This is a genomic window from Nitrospirillum iridis (assembly GCF_014205765.1).
Lineage (GTDB): Bacteria > Pseudomonadota > Alphaproteobacteria > Azospirillales > Azospirillaceae > Nitrospirillum > Nitrospirillum iridis.
The window spans coordinates 138,961-157,430 of sequence record NZ_JACIIZ010000007.1; the positions used below are offsets into that span (position 1 = coordinate 138,961).

Annotated in this window: 14 protein-coding genes; 13 read left to right on the top strand and 1 reads right to left on the bottom strand. The window is 67.2% G+C overall.

Annotated features, from left to right (window positions below; all coding sequences use genetic code 11):
* Nucleotides 1-4 precede the first annotated feature (4 nt).
* Nucleotides 5-538 (bottom strand): hypothetical protein, encoded by a 534-nt coding sequence (locus FHS74_RS13935; RefSeq protein WP_184801486.1) that lies wholly within the window; start codon nt 536-538, stop codon nt 5-7.
* A 261-nt stretch (nt 539-799) separates the two neighbouring features.
* Between FHS74_RS13935 and FHS74_RS13940 the strand changes: the two genes are divergently transcribed.
* The 13 genes from FHS74_RS13940 to FHS74_RS14000 all read left to right on the top strand — a co-directional run bounded on the left by FHS74_RS13940 (nt 800) and on the right by FHS74_RS14000 (nt 18,400).
* Nucleotides 800-3,313: a methyl-accepting chemotaxis protein gene (locus tag FHS74_RS13940; RefSeq protein ID WP_184801488.1), complete on the top strand. Its 2,514-nt coding sequence runs from the start codon at nt 800-802 to the stop codon at nt 3,311-3,313.
* Nucleotides 3,314-3,535: 222 nt separating this feature from the next.
* A complete protein-coding gene (locus tag FHS74_RS13945; protein WP_184801490.1) occupies nt 3,536-4,156 on the top strand; it encodes a helix-turn-helix domain-containing protein in 621 nt (206 codons plus the stop codon).
* A gap of 142 nt (nt 4,157-4,298) precedes the next feature.
* The gene (locus FHS74_RS13950; protein ID WP_184801492.1) at nt 4,299-6,443 is read left to right on the top strand and encodes a prolyl oligopeptidase family serine peptidase; all 2,145 of its coding nucleotides are present in this window, start codon (nt 4,299-4,301) and stop codon (nt 6,441-6,443) included.
* Between the two features lie 118 nt (nt 6,444-6,561).
* On the top strand, nt 6,562-8,733 hold the full coding sequence (locus FHS74_RS13955) for a prolyl oligopeptidase family serine peptidase (RefSeq protein ID WP_184801494.1): 2,172 nt from the start codon (nt 6,562-6,564) through the stop codon (nt 8,731-8,733).
* A 211-nt stretch (nt 8,734-8,944) separates the two neighbouring features.
* On the top strand, nt 8,945-9,589 hold the full coding sequence (locus FHS74_RS13960; protein ID WP_184801496.1) for an HAD family hydrolase: 645 nt from the start codon (nt 8,945-8,947) through the stop codon (nt 9,587-9,589).
* Complete coding sequence (locus FHS74_RS13965) at nt 9,570-10,640, top strand: phosphotransferase (RefSeq protein WP_184801498.1); 1,071 nt, start codon at nt 9,570-9,572, stop codon at nt 10,638-10,640. Before FHS74_RS13960 ends, FHS74_RS13965 begins: the two co-directional genes overlap by 20 nt.
* Nucleotides 10,637-11,446, top strand: coding sequence for a transketolase (locus tag FHS74_RS13970; protein ID WP_211106298.1), 810 nt, complete (start codon nt 10,637-10,639; stop codon nt 11,444-11,446). The genes FHS74_RS13965 and FHS74_RS13970 overlap by 4 nt, the downstream gene beginning before the upstream one ends.
* Nucleotides 11,446-12,372 (top strand): transketolase family protein, encoded by a 927-nt coding sequence (locus FHS74_RS13975; protein WP_184801500.1) that lies wholly within the window; start codon nt 11,446-11,448, stop codon nt 12,370-12,372. The genes FHS74_RS13970 and FHS74_RS13975 overlap by 1 nt, the downstream gene beginning before the upstream one ends.
* Nucleotides 12,373-12,389: 17 nt before the next feature.
* Complete coding sequence (locus tag FHS74_RS13980) at nt 12,390-13,493, top strand: DegT/DnrJ/EryC1/StrS family aminotransferase (protein WP_184801502.1); 1,104 nt, start codon at nt 12,390-12,392, stop codon at nt 13,491-13,493.
* A gap of 3 nt (nt 13,494-13,496) precedes the next feature.
* Nucleotides 13,497-14,606 (top strand): DegT/DnrJ/EryC1/StrS family aminotransferase, encoded by a 1,110-nt coding sequence (locus tag FHS74_RS13985; protein ID WP_184801504.1) that lies wholly within the window; start codon nt 13,497-13,499, stop codon nt 14,604-14,606.
* Between the two features lie 20 nt (nt 14,607-14,626).
* Entirely contained in the window at nt 14,627-16,249 is a 1,623-nt protein-coding gene (locus FHS74_RS13990) for a hypothetical protein (RefSeq protein WP_184801506.1), read from the top strand.
* A gap of 77 nt (nt 16,250-16,326) precedes the next feature.
* Nucleotides 16,327-17,067 (top strand): tetratricopeptide repeat protein, encoded by a 741-nt coding sequence (locus FHS74_RS13995; protein WP_211106299.1) that lies wholly within the window; start codon nt 16,327-16,329, stop codon nt 17,065-17,067.
* The gene (locus FHS74_RS14000) at nt 17,057-18,400 is read left to right on the top strand and encodes a hypothetical protein (RefSeq protein ID WP_184801508.1); all 1,344 of its coding nucleotides are present in this window, start codon (nt 17,057-17,059) and stop codon (nt 18,398-18,400) included. The genes FHS74_RS13995 and FHS74_RS14000 overlap by 11 nt, the downstream gene beginning before the upstream one ends.
* The last annotated feature ends 70 nt before the right edge of the window (nt 18,401-18,470 follow it).

Here is an 18,470-nt window from a genome sequence, read left to right on the forward strand (position 1 = left end):
GGGATCAGGCGTCGTAACGGCCGATGGGGCGTGCGCGGTGCATTCCCATGGGCCGCAGCGGCAAGGACAGGCCGTGGGCGCCCAGCGCGCTGGCCATGGCGCGCGATGCCACCAGCACGCCCTCTGTGCTGCCCGGCCGCATCAGATGTTCCGTCAGGGCATAAAGGCGGGCGGAGGTTGTGGGGTCGGTGGATGGCTGGGCCAGGGCCAGCAGGCGTAGCAGTTGGCGTTCATCCGTCGTCAAATCCTGACAGCCTGGGCAGCCCACCTGGGGCCGCTGCCGGGCCGAGCGGCCGTACAACAGAAGAAAGGCGCGGAAGGTGGCCATGACCTCGTCCGCATCCTCGCCGCAGGCATGCAGGAAGGCGTGGCGGATCAGCGGGCAGCCACGGCCGGCGCTGGAGGCGGCGTGGCCGGCGTAGGGTTGGGCCATGTGGCGCAGACTCCATACCAGCAACCTTTCCCCGGCGCTCAACCCCTCCAGCGGGGCGGGCTGGGGCAGACTATCGCGAGGGGTGATCAGCAGATCGTCGGGCATCTCGGGCCTGGCAGCTATCGTGGCAAGGCCTGCACCGTAATGCGAATCACTCTCAATCTCAAGGGCAGTTGGGCCTCATGGCCGGAAATAGCCTTAGGTGAGAACGTCCCCACTACTTTTGGTTATGCGGCGAAAGGCTTTACGGCGGGTTAACCTATCTGAGGCGCGGCTGGACATCGGGCTGGGAAGCCCCGAATCGGCGGCGGCCAGGAAGCGGCCCAAAAAAACGGCTGGAAAAAAACGGCTGGGGAGGTACCAAGAATGCGCGACACGGGTCCCGTGACCAACCGTGAAGTCGACCTGCGCGGGGATGAGCTTCTGGTCTCCCGCACCGACACATCGGGCCGTATCACCTACGCCAACCGCGCCTTCGTCCGCGTCAGCGGCTACAGCCATGAGGAATTGCTGGGCGCGCCCCATAACCTCGTCCGCCATCCCGATATGCCCAAGGCGGCGTTCGCCGACCTGTGGGCCACCATCCGGGCAGGCCGGCCTTGGGACGGCCTGGTCAAGAACCGGACCAAGTCGGGTGACCATTACTGGGTGCGCGCCAACGTGACGCCGCTGATCGAGGGCGGGCGGGTCACCGGCTTCGTCTCCATCCGAAGCAAACCCAGCCGTGACGAGGTGCGCGCGGCCGAAATGCTGTACGCCTCCCTGCGTGCGGGCCGGGGCGTGCTCCAGGGGGGCACCGTCCTCGTCACCGGAACGGGCCCCCGGTTGCGGCGCTTTGCCGCCAGCGTGCGGGGCCGCATGATCCTGACCATGGGCGCGATGATCGCCTGTACCCTGCTGGCGGGCGGCCTCCGCTTCATGGGCTTGGGCGACACTGGCGCCGAGAGCGCCGTCTGGCTATGGGCCAACGCCGCCATCGTCCTGGTGTCGCTGACGGTGTCGGTGGTGGGGGGCCAGATCATCATGGGCACCCTGCGCCAGGCCCTGGGGCGGTTGGAGGGGCACTTCGCCGCGGTGGCGGCGGGCGAGTTCGGCCATGCCATGCCGCCCGACCCGGTGGCGGAGTTCCAGGCCGCGACCGCCACCCTGCGCGGGCTGCGCGCGCGCCTGGCCTTTGGCGCGGATGAACGGGTCGAACTGATGGAACACACGCGCGAGGATGCGCGCCTGGCGCTGTTGGAAACCTGCCGCGCCATCGAGGCTGATCTCAACGCCACCTGGAAGGGGGTGGAACAGGGCAGCCACCGGGCGGTGGACGGCGTCGTCCAGTTGAAACAGGCGGTGGCCGTGGTGCGCGAGAACACGGTGGCCGTCTCGGCCGCGGCCGAACAGGCCAGCGGCAACGCCGGCAATGTGGCGGCGGCGACGGAGGAGCTGGGCGCGGCCGGGGATGAGATCGCCCGCCAGGCCGCCCGATCCAGCGACGTGGCCCGTCGCGCGGTGGACAGCGCCCGCCAGGCCGCCGGCGCCATCGAGCGGATGGAGGAGGCGACGCGGCAGATCGGCAGCGTCACCGATCTGATCGCCAGTATCGCGGGCCAGACCAACCTGCTGGCCTTGAACGCCACCATCGAGGCGGCACGCGCCGGGGATGCCGGCAAGGGCTTCGCCGTCGTGGCGCATGAGGTGAAGTCGCTGTCCGGCCAGACACAGAAGGCCACGGACGACATCGGCTCCCACGTGTCGGGCCTGCGCGGGGCGGTGGCCGCCAGCGTGGAGGCCATCCGGGCCGTCATCACCGTCATCAGCGAGATCAATGAGGCGTCGTCCGCCACCGCCGCGGCGGTGGAGCAGCAATCCGCTGCCAACGCGGAAATCGGGCGCAGCGCCTCGGAATCCGCCGGTGCTGCGCGGCAGGTGTCGCACAGCGTGGGCAGTATCCGCAGCCAGTCGGATGAAATCGCGACCATCGCCGCCACCCTGGATTTGCGCGTGGGCGAAACCCAGGGCGCCGTCAACGACCTGAAGCGGCGCATGACCATCGCGCTGCGCCAGTCGTTGGCCGGCGACCGCCGCGCCGCCGACCGCGTGCCGTGCGAGGTGCCGGCGACGGTGGAGGTGGGCGGCCGCCCCTATCCCGGCCGGGTGCAGGACCTGTCCGTGCGCGGCGCCCTGGTGACGGTGGACGGCTTGCCCCCCCTGGCGGACCAGCAGGAGGTCGCGGTGTCCGTGGACGGGGTGGGCCGGTTGTCCGCCGTGGTGGCCGGCACCAGCGAACTGGGCCTGCATCTTTGTTTCATCCATGTCGACCAGCAGGCCCAGGGACGGCTGACCGCGGCGCTGGACGCGGCGCTCGAACGGCATCGCGGGTTCATCGACGTGGCGCTGGGCGCCGCCGGTCGCATGGCGCAGGCCCTGGAAGGGGCGCTGCAACGGGGGGAGATCACCGAAACCGCCCTGTTCTCCACCGATCTGGAGCCCATCACCGGCACCGACCCGCAGCAGTACATGGCCGCCTACACCGACGTGACCGACCGGCTGTTCCCCGACATCCAGGAGCCGGTGGCGGCGGGCGACCCGCGCATCCAGTTCTGCGCCGCCGTGGTGCCCTCCGGCTATCTGCCCACCCATATGAAGCGGGTGTCACAGCCGCAGCGTCCGGGCGACTATACCTGGAACATGGCCAACAGCCGCAACCGCCGCCTGTTCAACGACCGCGCCGGCCTGGCCGCCGGCCGCAACACGGGCGACTTCCTGGTCCAGTCCTATCCCCGCGACATGGGCGGTGGCGTCATCATCCGCCTGAAGGAGGTTGACGCGCCCATCCGTGTGCGCGGCCGCATCTGGGGCAACGTCCGGGTGGCCTTCAAGGACACGTAAGGCCACCCCTGCGACGGGCAACGCCAACATTTTTTGATAACCAAATAATTTTGAGCGGTCCCGGCGGGGACGTCGCGGCTATGCGGTGGCGACGGGGGTTGTCGGCTTTACCAACGGACGCCGGCGCATTACAGGGAGGGGCAAGTATAGATAAAGCCGGAACCGCGGCCCCCAGGGCGAACTGGGTGGGCAAAGGCGGTCCGGGGCGCAGGGGGGCTTTCCATGCACATCGTCACGTCAACCGACCGCCGTCGGCAGATGCCCATGGGCGAGAGAATCCGCGCGCGGCGCAAGGCCCTGGGCCTGACGCTGCAGCAGGTGGCCCAGCGCTCGGGCCTGTCGGCGCCTTTCATCAGCCAGGCGGAACGCGATCTCAGCGTGCCATCCCTGATGTCGTTGCTGGCGCTGGCCGACGCCCTGACGGTGGACCTCACCTATTTCATGGAGGTGCCGGACGGCGGCGCCATCGTCCACCGCGCGGCCAAGCCCAAGCGTATCGAGGTTGACAGCCCTGTCGACTATATCGACCTGGCGTCGAACCTGGATGACCGCAAGCTGGACATCGTGCTGATGCGGGTGCCGCCCGGCCATGCCTTCCCCACCGACCAACGCAAGGGGGAAGACTTCCTCTACGTGGTGCGGGGGGAGATCACCGGCGTGGTTGGCAAGACCAAGGCCAAGCTGGGGCCCGGCGACAACCTGCATTTCGACAGCCTGCAGCATCACAGCGTGCGCAACACCTCCAATCGCGAGGCGCTGCTGCTCTATGTCGGTACGCCGTCCATCTTCCGCAAGACGGCGGACGGCGCCCTGGCCGACGCCACGGCGGATGAGGGGGCCTGAGGAGGGCTGAGCGTTCCAGGCCCATCAACGATAACCAGATATATTGCATCCGGCGCCGTCCTGACCCACTACTAGGGGCAACAGAGATGGGTGGCGCCGACCCCGGGGCAGTGGGGCGGCCGCGCCCTACCGGATGGGGTTCATGAAACACACGATCAGCGCCCTTCTGCTGTCGCCCGGCCTGCTGCTGGGGGCGACCGCCGCCTTCGCCGATTCCTCGCCCGCCACGCCGCCCGGAAGCGTTCCCGCGACCGGCATCCCGGAAGACAGCCGGGCGTGGATGGAGGATATGAACAACGCCGACGCGCTGGCCTGGGCCAAGGCGGAGACCGATCGGTCCACCGCCGTGCTGCAGGCCGACCCGCGCTATCCCGCCTTGCTGGCGGAGGCCACGGCCATCGCCGAAAGCAAGGACCGGGTGCCGGGTGTCAGCTTCCGGGGCGAGGCGATCTATAATTTCTGGCAGGACGCCGACCATGTGCAGGGTCTGTGGCGCACCACCACCCTGGCCAGCTTCCGCACCGAAAAGCCTGATTGGCAAATCGTGCTGGACGTGGACGCCCTGGCGAAGGCCGAGGGTGTGAAATGGGTGTTCAAGGGCACCGACTGCGACGAGGAAACCCGTCGCCACTGCGTGGTGCACCTGTCCAATGGGGGGGAGGACGCGGTCACCCTGCGCGAGTTCGACATGAAGACGCGGGCCTTCGTGCCCGGCGGCTTCACCCTGCCCCGGGGCAAGCAGTCCGTCGCCTGGGCCGACACCGATACCCTGCTGGTGGCCCGCGAATGGGGGCCCGACACGATGAGCGCCTCGGGCTATCCGCTGGTCGTGAAGGCGCTGAAGCGCGGCCAGCCGCTGGACCAGGCGCGGCTGGTGTTCAAGGGCGACCCGACGGACATGAGCGTGGGGGCCGAAACCCTGCGCGACACCCAGGGTCACCAGGCCACCATCATCGTCCGCAACCTCAGCTTCTTCCAGTCGGAGACGTATCTGCTGGTGGGCGGACAGCCCCAGCGGCTGGATTTGCCCCAGAAGTCCCAAATCCATGGGATTCACGATGGCCAGCTGATCGTCGAGGTCAAGGAGGACTGGTCCGCCGGCGGCACCACCGTCGCCCAGGGCTCCGTCGTGGCGCTGGATCTGGCGGCGATCACCGCCGACCCGCGGCACGCCCATCCCGTGGTGGTGTACGCCCCCACCTCGCGTGAGGGCCTCACCGGGCTGGACTTCACCCGGCACCACGTGCTGATCAGCCTGACCGACAATGTGAAGGGCCGGGTCTACGTCGCCGACCGTGACGCCGACGGCGGCTGGCGCCGCGCCCTGCTGCAACTGCCGGACAATTCCAATCTCACCGTCACCGGCACCGACCGCGACCATGACCGCGCCTTCGTCACGGTGGCGGGCTTCCTGGATCCGTTGACCCTGTCGCTGGTCGACACCAACACTGGCGCCGTGGAAAAGCTGAAATCCACGCCGGCGCAGTTCGACGCGTCCAAGGCGGTGGTGGAACAGCGCGAGGCGGTGTCCAGCGACGGCACCCGTGTCCCCTACTTCATCGTCCGCCCCCGTGACGTGCCGTTCGACGGCAGCACCCCGACCTTGCTGTACGCCTATGGCGGGTTCGAGGTGCCGATGCTGCCCCGCTACCTGGGCGCCACCGGCAAGCTGTGGCTGGCGCGGGGTGGCGCCTACGTCCTGGCCAATATTCGCGGTGGGGGCGAATTCGGCCCCGCCTGGCATGACGCCGGCCTGAAGACCAAGCGCCAGGTGATCTACGACGACTTCGTGGCGGTGGCCCGGGACCTGATGGCGACCAAGCTGACCAGCACGCGGCGGCTGGGCATCGAGGGCGGTTCCAACGGCGGCCTGCTGATGGGGGTGCAGTTCACCCAGCATCCCGAACTGTGGCGCGCCGTCGTCATTCAGGTGCCGCTGCTGGACATGCTGCGCTTCCCCGTCATCGGCGCCGGCGCGTCCTGGATGGGGGAATATGGCGATCCCGCGGTGCCGGAGGAACGGGCCTTCCTGGCCGGCATCTCGCCCTACCATAATCTCAAGGCGGGGGTGACGTATCCGGAACCCTTGTTCGTCACCTCGGCCAAGGATGACCGGGTGAACCCGGGTCATGCCCGCAAGATGGCGGCCAAGATGAAGGAAATGGGCCTGCCCTACCTTTATTACGAGAACACCGAAGGCGGTCATGCGGCCAGCGCCAACCTGAAGGAAACCGCCCGGCGGCAGGCGCTGGAGTTCACCTACCTTTTACGGAAACTCAAGGATTAGGGATCAACGTGGAAACGGAGGCTGGTGTTACCCGCCTCCGTTCCGCCGTTTCCCTGGACGCCGGCCCGACGCTGGTGCCCGGGCGGCGGCCCCCGATCCGCCGAGGCTGTCGCGTCCCATGCCGCCGTCCGTTCCATCCCGCGCCTTTCCCGTCCTTCTTCTGGCGCTGTCGCTGGCGGCGTGCGCGCAAACCCCCCATGCCGATCCGGCCCCGCCCCTGTCGGGCCTGTCCTCGGCCTATACCGATCCCTATGCCTGGCTGGAGGTTCCGGATTCGCCGGATGCCCTGGCCTGGGTTGACCGGCAGAACCAGCGAACGCTGACGCAACTGGCGCAGGAGGCGCCGCTGGCCGATTTCACCGCCACGGCCACAACCCTGGCCCATGAGGCGGCGACGGAGGACGGCGGGCCCGGCATCCTGCCGTCCGGCGGGGCGGTCGACGGCAAGGATCCGGGCGTCACCACCATCGATGGCGTGCGGCATGTCTACGCCGGTTCCAATTGCTTCGGCACGGTGGATCCCGACGCGCCGCCCCCGCCGGTCGGCGCCGACCCGGTGGTCTATGGCCGTACCTGCCTCGTCTCCCTCTCCCGCACGGGCGAGGACGCGGTGGAGGTGCGGGAGTACGACCCCGTCGCCAAGGCGTACGTGCCCGGCGGCTTCCACCTGCCCTATGCCAAGCAGACGGTGGTCTGGCTGGACCATGACACCCTGCTGGTGGCTCGGGGCTGGGATGCCGGCGAGGCGGCGCTGACCCGGTCCGGCTATCCCTACGTGGTCAAGGTGGTGCAGCGCGGTCAGCGGCTGGAGGACGCGCATGAGATCTTCCGCGGTCGGGTCACCGACACCTCCGTCAGCCCCGCCATCTTCCGCGACCGCCAGGGGCACCGCGCCATCGTGCTGGTGCGCCGGCCCAGCTATTTCACCACCGAACACTATCTGGTCGAGGGGCGTCGCACCCTGAAGCTGGGCCTGCCGCCCCTTTCGGAACTGGCGGTGCTGGCCAACGGCCAGCTGGTGGTCAAGCTGGGGCAGGACTGGCAGACGGCGGATGGCCGCACCTTCCCGGCCGGCGCCTACGTTTCGGTGGACCTTGACGACGCCCGCCGCGACCCCGCCCGGCTGAAGGCCGCCGCCGTCTATTTGCCGGGCCCGCGCGAGGCCGTGACCAACCTGGTGAAGGCCAAGTCGCACCTGGTGGTGACCAGTGACGAGAATGTGCGCGGCCGCCTGACCGTCCTGACCCGTATGGGCGGCGCCTGGAAGACAATCCGTGTCGACCTGCCCGACATGTCGGCCATCAGCATCAAGACCAGCAGCGAGGAAAAGGACCAGATCACGGTGACGGTGGCCAGTTTCCTGGCGCCCCAGTCGCTCTGGTCCGTGGATCTCGACACCGGGGGCGCCACCCTGACCAAGGCCGGTAGCCCCGGATTCGACGCCAGCCCCTACACGGTGGACCAGTGGCAGGCGGTTTCCAGCGACGGCACCGCGATCCCCTATTTCATCGTGCACCGCAAGGACGTGGATCTCAACGGCGACAACCCCACCCTGCTGACGGCCTATGGCGGTTTCAACCTGTCGCGCCTGCCGACATATTCCGCCACCATCGGCAAGCTGTGGCTGGACCGGGGCGGCGTCTATGTCGTGGCCAACATCCGGGGCGGCGGAGAATTCGGCCCCGCCTGGCATGACGCCGCGCTGAAGACCCATCGGCAGAAGTCCTTCGACGACTTCACCGCCGTGGCGCGCGACCTGATCCAGCGCCAGGTGACGCGGCCGGCGCGCCTGGGCATCAGCGGCGGGTCGAATGGGGGGCTGCTGATGGGCGTCGCGCTGACCCAGCATCCCGACCTGTGGGGGGCTGTCGCCATCAAGGTGCCGCTGCTGGACATGCTGCGGTATGAGGCCATCGCCGCCGGCGCCTCCTGGGTGGCGGAATACGGCAGTGTCGCCGTGCCGGAGGAGAGGGCCTTCCTGGCCAGCATCTCCCCCTACCAGCGGCTGGACCCCACCCGCACCTACCCGGAAACCCTGATCATGACGGCCACGCACGACGACCGCGTGGGCCCCGGCCATGCCCGCAAGTTCGCCGCGCGGATGGAGGCGCTGGGCAAGCCCGTGTTGTTCTACGAGAGCGATGAGGGCGGCCATGGCACGCGCGGCCTGGACGATGCCGCCCGCGCCCGGGGCCCCGCCCTGGAACTGGCCTACTTCGCCGCCCGCCTGATGCCGCCACGGCCGGAGCACCCCGCCGGCGGTCAGGTCGTCGCGGGTGCCGGGAGCTGAAAGTTGCCACATCCGCAGTGGGGGCGTTCCGTCTGGGCGGGTTTGGCGATCTTTCCCGCGCGCATCGGGAACAAGACGATCCATATCGTCAGGCGGTGCCGCCCGGCCATGAGGTTTCCGGCTTTGCCATCAAGGCATTGTTTTATGGAAATGTTGCAAAGGTCTGGACTAAAAGGAATGGCGTTAGGGCCAGCAAGGGACCGGTCATGACATGCAGGGCGATGCGGATATGAGGCCTGGAACCGGTCCTATCGGGTTGGATTTCGATAACACCATCATCTGTTACGACTCCGTTCTGGCCAACTTGGGAATCGAGTACGGCTTCCTGCCATCGGGATTTACCGAAGCTAAGATCGCCGTGCGCAATGCCGTGCGCGCGTTGGAGGACGGGGAAAGGAAATGGCAGCGGTTGCAGGCGGCCGCTTACGGCCAGCAAATCGACCGGGCTACCCCCTTCCCCGGGTTCTGGGATTTTCTTGCCCTTTGCCATGAACGCGCCATGCCTCTGGTCGTGATCAGCCATAAAACCCGTTACGCCGCAGCGGATCCTGGCGGTGTCGATTTGCGGCAGGCCGCACTCGGCTGGATGCGCCATCAGGGCTTGTTTGACAACGGGCGCAGCCCGCTCACGGAAGATCAGGTGCATTTCGCGGACAGCCGCACGGAAAAGGTTGGTATGGTCCGGCGTCTGGGCTGCCGCTGCTTCGTCGATGACCTGGAGGAAGTGTTCAACGACCCGGATTATCCGCGCGACGTGCCGGCCGTGCTGTTCACCGGCGGGGCGCCGGCGCCGGCGGGGCCATGGCGCGGTGTCGGCCATTGGCGGGAGGTTGCCGATGCCGTCATTGGACGTTGACGCCCTGACGAACTTGGCGTCGCGCTTGGCGGGTGGCCCCGTCCAGAGCCTGACGCCCTGCCGCGGCGGCGGCAATAATCGCGTTTATCGGGTGGATACGGCGGATGGGCCTTTGGCCCTGAAGCTTTACCCCACACTGGCGGAGGATACACGCGACCGCCTAAGGCATGAGTACACGGCCCTGACTTTTTTGGCCGAAAGGGTGCGGCCGGGCTTGCTGCCCCGGGCGATGGTCGCGGATCCGACAGCGGGGGCGGCGCTGTATGAATGGGTGGACGGGATGCCAGTGACCGACCATGGTCTGGCCGACGTTGCTCGGGTGACGGCCTTGCTGGCTGATCTGTTGCAGGCGGGTCTGGCCGGTGGCGACATCGGCCCCGCCGTTGAACCGTGCCTCGCCACCGCTGACATCCTGCATCGCCTGGCCGCCCGGGTGTCGGCGCTGGAGCCTATCGCTGCCCGGGAACCGGCCTTGGCCGGCCTTTTGGAGCAGGTTCGTACGTTGGTCGGCCCGCTGGCGGAGGCGCTGGGGCCGTCGGCGCTGGAGCCCTTGCCGGCGGCGGCCTTGGTGCTGTCCCCTTCGGACTTCGGCTTCCATAACGCCCTGCGCCGGGACGACGGCAGCCTGACTTTCTTGGATTTCGAGTATTTCGGTTGGGATGATCCGGCGAAGGCGGCCAGCGATTTCCTCTGGCACGCCGGCCAGGTCCTGAGGGCCGACCAGCGGTACCGATTTGCCGCGGACATGCTTGCCCTGTACGGCGGCGGGCAGGTCGATTTTGCCGAGAGGCTGATGCAGGTCTATCCCCTGCACGGCCTGAACTGGGTCCTTATCGTCCTTAACGAATTCCGGCCGGATCGCTGGCGCCGTCGCCAATTGGCTGGCCATGCCGACGATTGGGACGCCGCCAAGGCCCGGCAATTGGCCAAGGCGGAAAAGCTGCTGGACCGGGTGCGTCTGGCATGCCACCTGCATAATGCTCTGCGGCGGGATTTGTCGCTTGAGGATTGGATTGCCCAAACCGGGGCCCTTGTCGGGAACGAACCATGACGGTACTGGACGAACGCTCGCGCTATTTGCGGGGCCTCATCATTGATGCGCTGGAGGGCGGCGGGCGGGGCCACGTGGGATCCGCCCTGTCGCTGGTGGAGATCGTGCGGGTCCTTTATGACGACGTCTTGCGAGTCCGCCCGGACCAGCCGGATTGGACCGACCGCGATCGCTTCATTCTATCCAAGGGCCACGGTTGCCTTGGGCTTTACGTTCTGCTGGCGGACAAGGGCTTCTTCCCCAAGGAGGAACTGCTGCGCCAATGCAAGGCGGGCGCTCTGCTGGGCGGCCATCCTGAAACCCACATCCCGGGGGTGGAGGCCTCGACCGGTGCCCTGGGGCACGGCCTGAACATCGGCATTGGCATGGCCCTGGCCGCCCGCATGCAGAAGCGCCCCAGCCGTGTGTTCGTCGTGTTGGGCGACGGCGAACTGAACGAGGGGTCCGTCTGGGAAGGGTTGATGTGCGCCGCTAAGCACAAGCTGTCCAATCTGGTGGTGATGGTGGACAGCAACAAGATGCAGTCCTACGGCCGGGTGGAGGAGGTCATGGACCTTGGTCCCCTACCCGTGAAGTTCGCGGCTTTCGGCTGTGCCGTACGCGAGGTTGATGGCCATGACGTACAGGCCTTGCGCGAGGTGTTCGCCGGCCTTCCCGCCGATGGCGACAAGCCCACGGCCATCATCTGCCACACAGTCAAGGGCAAGGGCATTTCCTTCTGTGAGAACGATGCCACCTGGCATCACAAGGCCTCGTTCAAGGCCGAACTGGCCGGCAAGATGCGCGCGGCGCTGGAGACGATCTGATGCGGCAGCAAGCCCTCGACATGGTGCATGAGCTGGCCCGCCGGGACAGTCGTGTGGTTTTCATCGGCTCGGACCTCGGCCCTGGTGTACTGGACGGCATGCGCCGGGAATTTCCAGACCGATTCTTCATGGAAGGCGTCAGCGAAGCCAACATCATCGGCATGGCCGCCGGTTTGGCCATGGACGGCTATATCCCCTACGTCAACACCATCGCGACATTCCTCACCCGCCGCTGTTACGAGCAGCTGGCTATTGACCTGTGCCTGCACAACTTGCCCGTACGCCTGATCTCCAACGGCGGCGGCATGGTGTACGCGCCTTTGGGGCCCACCCATCTGGCCACCGAGGATCTGGCCATCGTTCGCGCCTTGCCGAATATGAGCGTGGTGGCGCCCGCCGATGAAACGGAAATGATCCGCATGATGGGCGTTTCCCTGGATTTGCGCGGCCCCCTCTACATCCGCGTGGGCAAGGGTAACGAGCCGGTGGTGACCGGGCATGTGCCCGACTTCGCCTTTGGCAAGGCCGTCCCCCTGCGCTCCGGCCGGGACGTGGTGCTGATCTCCACCGGGGCGCAGACGGGGCAGACGCTGAAGGCCGCCGACCTGCTGGCCGAGGCGGGATTGTCTGCCGGGCTGCTGCATTTACCCACGGTGAAGCCGCTGGACCGTGACGCCATCCTGGCGGCCGCGGTCGCCACCCCTCTGCTGGTCAGCGTCGAGGAGCACACCCTCATCGGCGGCTTGGGTTCGGCCGTGGCCGATGTGCTGGCCGATGCCGGCGTGCTGAAGCCGTTGCTGCGCCTGGGACTGCCTGACGCCTACCCCACCGGCTATGGTTCCCAGGAATATCTGCTGGGCCAAGCCGGCCTACTGCCCGGCCAGATCGCCGCCCGCGTCCAGGAACGCCTGGCCACCCTCTCATGAATTCGGGAAGACCAGCCATGAAGGTCCGCTACTCCTACCTGTCCCAGCAGTTCGCTGATCCGACCGAAATCCTGGAAGGCATTCGCCAGGTCGTGATGCGGGGCGACTTCACTCTGGGCCGGGAGGTGGCCGAGTTCGAGCGGCGATTCGCTGAGCTGATCGGCGTGAAGCACGCCGTCGGCGTGAATTCTGGCACCGACGCCCTGAAGCTGCCACTGAAGGCGCTGGGTTTGGGGCCGGGGGACGAGGTCATCACCACGGCCAACACCTTCGTGGCCACCGTGGGTGCCATCAATGAGGTGGGCGCGCGCCCCGTGTTCGTCGATTGCAATGACAGCTTCGTCATGGACGTCGGCAGGCTTGAGGCCGCCATCACCCCCCGGACCAAGGCCATCATGCCCGTGCAGTTCACGGGCGAGGTGGTGGACATGGTGGCGGTGATGGAAATCGCCGAACGCCACGGCCTGCCCGTGGTTGAGGACGCGTGCCAGTCCATACTGGGCGAATGGGACGGCAAGCGCGGCGGCACCTGGGGCATCGCCGGCGGCTTTTCCCTGCACCCGCTGAAAAACCTGAACGTATGGGGCGACAGCGGCATCATCGTCACCAATGACGACGAGATGGCGCGCAAGCTGCGCCTGTTGCGCAACCATGGATTGGCCACACGGGACGAGGTGGAAATACTCGGCTATAACAGTCGCCTGGATACGGTGCAGGCGGTGGTGGGCAACTGGCTGATTGGGCAGACCCACGACATCACGGCCAAGCGCATCGCCAACGGCGCGTGGTACGATGCGGCCTTCGCCCAGATTCCCCAGGTGACCGTGCCGCCGCGACCGGCGCGCTGCCGCCGCGTCTTCCATCTGTACATGATCTTCGCCCAGGACCGCGACGCGCTGTACGAACACTGCAAGGCCGCCGGTATCTCCACCAAGATCCACTATCCGCTGCCGATCTATCGCCATCCGGGCCTGTCCCATCTGGGTCATCAGGCCGGCGACTTCCCGGTGGCCGACCGCCATGCGGGCAGCCTCATCAGCTTCCCAGTCGATCAGCATATCAGCCGGGAAGAACAGCAATACGTCGTGGACACCGTTCGCGCCTTCTATCAGGGCCGCTGAGCGATGGCAGGCCTCCGCCGCGTTCGGTACGCCGATTTCGCCGCCCAGTATGCCGCCGAGCGCGAGGCGTTGCTGGCGGCAATGGACGGTGTCTTGGCCCGGGGTGATTTCATCGGTGGTGCCGACGTGTCGGCGCTTGAGGAGGAATTGGCCTTGCTCTGCGGCGTGCCCCACGTCGTGGCCATGAACTCCGGCACCGACCCGCTGTGGTTGGCGCTGAAATGCCTGGGCGTGGGGCCTGGGGATGAGGTCATCACCGCCTCCAACTCCTTCGTCGCCTCGGCGGCGGCGATCGCGCACCTGGGCGCGGTGCCGGTGTTCGCTGACGTCGGCTCCGATCAGCTGCTGGATGCTGAGAGCGTGGCCCGCGCGGTCACCGCCCGGACCAAGGCGATCATGCCGGTGCACCTGACCGGCCGAATCTGCGACATGGATGCGCTACGGGCGGTCGCTGATGCCCACGGCCTCAAGGTTGTCGAGGATGCCGCTCAGTCCATTGGGTCGCTGTACAAGGGCCGTTCCAGCGGCTCCTTGGGCGACGCGGCCGGCTTCTCCCTACATCCGCTGAAGAATCTCAACGCCGTGGGCGATGCGGGCTTTCTGGCCACCGGAGACGGGGACTTGGCGGAGCGGGTCCGCCGGCTGCGCAACCACGGTTTGGCGAACCGGGACGTGGTGGTGGAGTTCGGCTACAACAGCCGCCTGGACACATTGCAGGCGGCGGTGCTGCGCACGCGGCTGCCACTGCTGCCCGGGGTCATTGAGGCACGCCGCCGCAACGCCGCCCTGTACCGTCGGCTTCTGGACCCGGCCCACATCTATAACGCCCCCTGCCGCGATCATGAGTTCAATACGTTCCACCTGTTCGTCATCCAGGTGGACCGGCGCGACGCGCTGCAGTCGCACCTGGCGGACCACGGCATCGGGTCCAAGGTGCACTATCCCATTCCCATCCATCAGCAGCCGGCGGCAGCCCCGTACCGCGACAGGTCCGGCCCCTTGCCGCTGACGGAACAGCAGGCGGCGCGTATCCTGTCGCTGCCCATCCACCAATATCTTACCCCGGCGGACATCGCGTATGTGGCCGATGTGGTCAACGCGTTCTACCGATGACTCGGCCGCAGGGACCAGTGATGCACGATCAGGCTGAACCGACCGCCGTATCCAGTGCCCTTTGGAAGCGGGCGGGCGTACCGCCGCGTCCGGGCCTGGCCGAAATGGCCGTCCTGGAACGCTGGGCCCTGACGTGGCATGGGGCCCCCCGTGATGCCGATCTGGCCGCCCGGTATTGCCGGACGGCCCTGCCGGGAGGACGGATATTGCTGTACGGGGCGGGAACCCATACCGCCTGGCTGCTGGACGTGCTGCGCGGGGTGCCGGAGATACAGCTCTTGGGCGTGCTGGACCGCATGGCCGGTTCCATGACTGAATTCAGGGGCCTGCCCGTCCATGCGGTGGCCACCGCCGGCCAATTGGGGGCCGACTACGTCCTGGTCGCGCACACGTCGTTCGAACAAGAGATGGTGACGGCACTGGCCGCTGCCGGCTATCCCCGGGACCGGATCCGCACCCTCTATTCCGATCCCGCCTACGCCGCCCTGGCCGAGGAGCGGATCGCTGGTTTGGCGGCGGCGGTGGATGGCGGCGTCGACCATCTGGTGGTCAGCTCCGCCCGATCAGAAATCATTCCCGATGCGTTGTTGTCGCGGTTGCACGGTTGCGGAAGGGCGGTGCAGGCCTTTGTCGGGCGGGCGGATGGCCTGCCGCCGGACGGGGCCTTTGATATGGTGGACCTTAGGGAATCGGTCGCCGCCCTGAAACGGTTGGTGCAGCGCCTGCGGCCCCGGACCATTTATGTCCGCACCATCATCTACAAGAACTTCCTGCTGCCGCTGCTGAAGCATTGGTCGCCTGGCTCCGTGGTCGTCGGCGAACCCTATGACTTCACCATTCTGTGGAGCGAAGTCGATCTGGGGCTGTTGTTTGGCCTGGACGCCCAGTCCATCCGCATGCTGCGCCTGGGTGAGCAGTTGGCCGGTTGTATGCTGGACCTGATCGTGTCCAAGCGGGACGGCGCGGGATGGCGGGACCTGGGCACCGCTTGGGCCCGACCATCCCTACAGTATTTCCCGGCGGTCAAACGGCCGTCCGGGCCATCGCCCGCCCCCGGCAGCGCCGGCGATTTGGTCTATGCCGGATTCTTCCCGGCCGCATCCTTCCTGAAGACCTTCCGCAGTGGTTACAACTTCGTGCCCTTGCTGGCGGAAGTCTGCCGTCAGGGTGGCCTGCGCGGCGACCTCTATAATTCCGGCCACATGCCGGGTGCTGGTGACGCCGTATTCGCCGAGTACATGGCGGGGCTGCCGGCGCCGGTGCGCTATCACCCCCGGCAGCCCTATGATGAGATGCTGCGTCTGCTGGGTGGCAGCCGCTATGGCTGGCTATGCGACCATCGCGACCGGTTCCAAGGTGATCGGGAGGTGGGGGTATGTAACCGTTGGACCGGGTATGTCAGTGCCGGCTTGCCTACGCTGATCGATCGGGACTGGACGCTGATGGCGACTCTGACCCACGCTTATTCCGCTGGGCTGGTGGTTCATGACCTGACGCCGGCCGCCATCCTGGCCCAGTTGCGCGCTGCCGACTGGCCCGCGCTTCAGGCGGGCACCCTGCGCCTGCGCGATCACCTCGAGCGGCACAATGAGACGGTGATGGGTGCCGTGGCCGCCGCCTTCGCCCACCAGCAAGCGGGATAGGGGCCTTGGTTTCCTCCGCATCCCCCGTTCCAAGCAGCGACGCAGCGACTCTGGATACCCTGGAGGGGCAATTGGCGTTGGCCGCCAGATTTATCAACGCCAACCGCCCGGCGGATCTCGGTGCGGCCTGGCGCGGGTTGGCCGTGGCCTTCCCAAACGACGCTGCCTGGCGCCTGGTGTCCTGCCTGGCTTGGTTCTTCACGGGGTTGGATCGCGGGCGCGCCGTCATTGAGGCGCAGGCGGCCCGCACGCTCGAGCCGGCCCTCTGGTGCGCCCATCTGGCCGAGGCCCATGTGTTGTGTGAAATGGCGGAAATGGAGCAGGCGAACCAGGACTTCGGGGCCTATTGGCGTCTAGGCCGCCGCCGGCCCCGGTCGGTTGGCACCCCTGTATTCGGCCCGGCCCTGGAGGCAGCCCAGCGGGCGCTGGCGCTGCATCCCGTGGCGGCCCTCTGGAATGATTTGGGGGCCATCCACTTCGCCGCCGGTGACTACCCGGCAGCCCAGGCGGCTTTCCGAACGGCCCTGGAACTGGAGCCGCGACAGCGTCACGCGGCGGCCAACCACGCGGTCACCCTTGCGGCCCTGGGGGCCGTGGCGGAATTGCGAGACTATTTGGCGCGCGAACCGTTGCCGGTGGCGCTACCCCTTAGCCTGAAGTTCGCCGGGATGCCGGCACGGGACTATTGGCGGCACCTTCCGGAGGCTTACGAGGAACGGCGGATGGCCGTCTTCAGCCAGGCCTGGTGGCGCGCGCTGACTGGCTTAATGCCTTCCGGGCGCGAGCCTTCTGGGCGCGGGGACGGCCATGCGCCTTAGCATCGCGAAATGCGTCTGGGGAGCCCGCTACGTCCAGACCATGCTGGCGCTGAACCTGCCCAGCCTGCTGGCATCCGGTAACATTCCCGCGGCCGTGCAACGGATGCCACTGGAGCATGTGCTGGTGACGACGGCGGAGGACTGCGCGGTTATCGAGGCGTCGCCCGTTTACCAGGCCCTGGCCGCCCTCATCCCGTGCCGTATCATCCCCTTGGATGAAACGCCGGTGTCCGCCGACTACGATGGCATCATCGACCGTATGAACCGTGCCCATGTGCAAATCATGGCCGACTGCCGGGCGACCGGTGCCGCCTGGGTTTTCGACCAGCCGGACCACATCTGGGGCAACGGCTCGCTGGACCATCTGGCCGAACTGGCGCAGCGGGGCGTTCGCTGTGCCATGTTCGCCGGCATCCGCACCAATCGGCAGCAAATGGAATCGGTGCTGGCGCATTGGCGCCAAGGCAATACGATCGATATCGGCCGGGATGCGTTGTTGCGCCTGTCCATCGAACATATGCACTTCCACGACCAGACACGGTTTTGGGGGGCTCCCCTGGGCGCCATGGGGCCCCATCACCTGAACTGGCGGGTGAGCCCACATTCGTTCCTTCGCCGGGTCTTCTACGCGCAGCCCTTCCTGATGGCGGTGCCGCCAGCGGCGGTCGCCCCCGGTCGGTCGGTCGATCTGGATTATGTCGAGCACGCCTATCCGGCGGACGCGCTGCACCATATCCGCAGCAGCCGGGATTTCCTGGTGGTGGAGGTCAGTGACCGTTGGCAGTTCAAGGAGCAGACTAGGCCTCCGTTCACCGTCCCTTACCTCGCCACCTGGGCGGGCCAATACGTCAGCGATCGGCAAATGGCGGTTTTCGACCAGCCTATCCGCTTCCAGGCCGACGACACGCCCGATCGGCGCTGGGATCGGCTGATACGGCACTCCGCGGCGGTGGCGGCGGCGGTCGCGCGTGCGCGCGACCTGCGGCGGACCCAGGAAGCTCTGGCTGGAGACCATCCCCTGCTGGCAGCCCTGCTGGGGCGTCTGTTGCGTGACGACACCGCCCATCGGCGCGTTCCTCTTTTCGAGACGGCGGACTTCCTCGCCCCGTCAACTGAGACTTTGGAGGCCTGGTTGGATTTGCCTGTGCCCCAGCTCTTGCGCCAGGTGTTGGGGCGTCTGGTGACGAGTGCGGATAGCGGAACGGTGCGCAGCCTGGGCGGGGCGCCGCTGAACGTGCGCCGCGCCGGCGATGACCTATGGGTGGACGGACGGGCTATGCGCCTGGTGGCCATTCCTGGCGCCGTGCGGCTATTCGTTGCAACTGATGCCTAGCTTTTCGCAACGGCGAAAGGCGACGGTTCGGCCAAGAAGAAGTAACTGTGCTGCTGAATGCTGTGTCATT